This is a genomic window from Mesorhizobium sp. CNPSo 4689 (assembly GCF_057784325.1).
The window spans coordinates 1-2,792 of record NZ_JBWLUZ010000087.1; the positions used below are offsets into that span (position 1 = coordinate 1).

The 2,792-nt window shown below is 59.8% G+C and carries 2 protein-coding genes; both read left to right on the forward strand.

Annotated features, from left to right (window positions below):
• The coding region (locus AC04SI_RS33175) for an MmgE/PrpD family protein (protein ID WP_488475718.1) at positions 1-1,375 on the forward strand (1,375 nt) is incomplete at its 5' end.
• Positions 1,376-1,436: 61 nt separating this feature from the next.
• The coding region (locus tag AC04SI_RS33180) for an aminotransferase family protein (RefSeq protein ID WP_488475719.1) at positions 1,437-2,792 on the forward strand (1,356 nt) is incomplete at its 3' end.

A 2,792-nucleotide genomic window follows, 5' to 3' on the forward strand; every position in this document is an offset into this window, starting at 1 on the left:
GAAAATGCCTCTGACACAAGACGTCGCCAGCACGGTCGCCGGAATGAGTTATGACGATTTGCCGTCACATGTCCGCGACCAGGCGAAGCTTCTCGTCCTTGATCATGTTGGTTGCATGATCGCGGGAAGCAAGACCCGCGGGGCGGGGCAAATGACGCCCTATCTCGCGCGTCTCGATTCCGGTGGTCTCAGCACGGTTTTCGGCACTTCACTGCGCTTCCATCCGGCCAATGCGGCCCATGCCAACGCGCATAGCGCTAGCATGTTGAGCCTCGACGATTCCTACATCCTTTTCGGCCACCCCGGCGCGTCGATTATCCCCGCTGCGCTTGCCGTCGCCGAAGAGGTCAACAGCTCCGGCAGGGGGCTGATCGCGGCGATTGTCGGCGGCTACGAGATGTCGCTACGCCTTGGCACCGCGATGCGGCCTAGCGAAGACCGCGATCGCCAGGTCAAGGGCTATGCCAGTTGGCAGGTCTTCGGCGCCTGCACCGCGGCGAGCTTGTTGCACCGTTTTAGCCCTGACCAGATTGCCGATGCCTATGGGCTGACCCCGATGCATGCGCCGCTTCCCTTTCTGCGCAAGTTCCATTCCCGACCGATGAGCCTTTTGAAGAACAACTATGGGTGGGCAAACAAGGGCGCCATTACGGCGGTGGATCTCGTCCGCGCCGGTTTCCATGGTAATCGCACCATCTTCGAGGGCGACGATGGGTTCTGGGCCATGGCTGGGTCCGACCGGTTTGAACCTCGCGACATGCTCGACCGGTGGGGCGAGCGCTACTTCATCCTCGAGACCGGCTTCAAGCCATTTGGCGTCTGTCGCTGGATCCACACGGCGGTTGACTGTGTGCGCGCGTTGCTGACCCGCTATCGTTTTGGCCGGGCCGACATCAAGGGCATTCACGTTGAGACGGTGAGCGAGTTCGTCCGCGACTTCAACGGCCCTTGGCCGCAATCGACCGTCGAGGCCGCGTTCCATATCCCCTACGCGCTCGCGCTCGAACTGCACGACAAGTCGTCCGCGACGGGCCTGCGCGAAAACGACTTGGCGGACAAAAACCTCCAGGCAACAGCGTCACAAATAAGGCTTTCAACACTCGACGGCGCCGATGAGAAGTTTTATGCGAAAAAGCTTCTGCCTGCCCGCGTCAATGTGACCCTTCGGAATGGCGAAGCCTTTTCCGAAGAGGCCGAGGTACCGACCGGCGCCCCTGGCGGGCCCGCTTTTGGGCCGGCAGAGGTGGAAGCCAAGTTCCTCACTCTCTCAAGCCCCATTATCGGCGAGGCGAATGCCAGGCGTCTGAAGGGCGCTCTCCTCGAACTGGAATCTCTTTCCGTCCGCGACGCACTCAAATTATGCGCTGCGGCGTGAGAGGGGCGCATAGGTGCGGCGCCGGCAAAAAACCAATTAATAGTCAGGAACAAGGTGCAACATGTCCACACTGAGCGCAGAGCCAAACCCCGTTCAAAAGGAGTCTTCCGGAGGGGCCTTTTATGCCGGGCGCGGCGTCACCAAAACTCCCATGATTTCGCATGCCAAAGGCATCTTCTTCTGGGACATCGACGGCAAGCGCTATCTTGACGGGTCGTCCGGCGCCGTCGCTGCCAACATCGGCCATGGCAATGAGCGCGTGCGCGAGGCCATGATCGAACAGGCCAAGCGCGTTAGCTACGTCGTTCGCACGGCATTCACCAGCGAGGCGACCGAAACGCTGTGCAAGATGATTTCGGAGCTTGCGGGCACGGGATTCGATCAGACTTTTCTTGTCTCCGGTGGTTCGGAAGCCATCGAATCCACCCTCAAACTTGCACGTCAATACGCCGTGGTCACGGGTCAACCAAAGCGCTCAAAGATTTTTGCGCGTATACCAGGCTATCATGGTTCGACGCTCGGCGCCGCTGCGGTGACCGGCGATCCGGATCGGGACCAGATATTCGGCCCGATTATGCGGATAATGCCCAAGGTCCCGGCACCATTGAGCTACCGCATCCCCGAGGGCTACGACGCTCACTCCTATGCCGACCATTGTGCGGACGAACTCGAAAGACAGATTCTTGCGGAAGGCGAGGACACGGTACTCGCTTTCATCATGGAGCCGGTCGGCGGCGTCGCCACCGGCGCGTTGGTGGCGCCGAACAGTTACTATTCCAAAGTCCGGAAGATTTGCGACCGCTACGGCGTACTGCTCATCTTTGATGAGGTGATGTGTGGCGCCGGCCGTACGGGAACCTTTTTGGCCGCCCATCACTGGCCCGACGCGTTGCCCGATCTTGTCGCCTGCGCGAAGGGCTTGAGCGCAGGATACACGCCACTCGGCGCCATGATTGCCCCTAACAAGATCGTCGACAAGGTTGTCGAATCTGGTGGCTTCTTGCATGGCCACACCTATTCCGGCAATCCCCTTTCCTCAGCGATCGGCGTTGCGGTACTCAGTGAGATGGTGAACCAAGATCTGATGGGGAATGCTCAGCGTATGGGCGTCATCCTTCGTCAAAAGCTAAACGCATTGAAGGACAGAAGCACAACCATTGGCGACGTGCGCGGCATGGGACTTTTGAACGCGGTGGAGATCGTCGAGGACAAGGCTACCAAGGCAATTTTCCCCGCCGCCACGCAGGCGTCTTACCGCATCTGCGAGATCGCCCGCGATCTTGGCCTCCACATCTATTCGCGTCGCGCGGCGAGCGGAAAGTTCGGCGAATGGTTCATGGCGGCTCCGCCGCTCATCATCACCGAGCCGGAAATCGACGTCTTCATGGAACTTCTCACCGAGACGTTTCGGATTTTC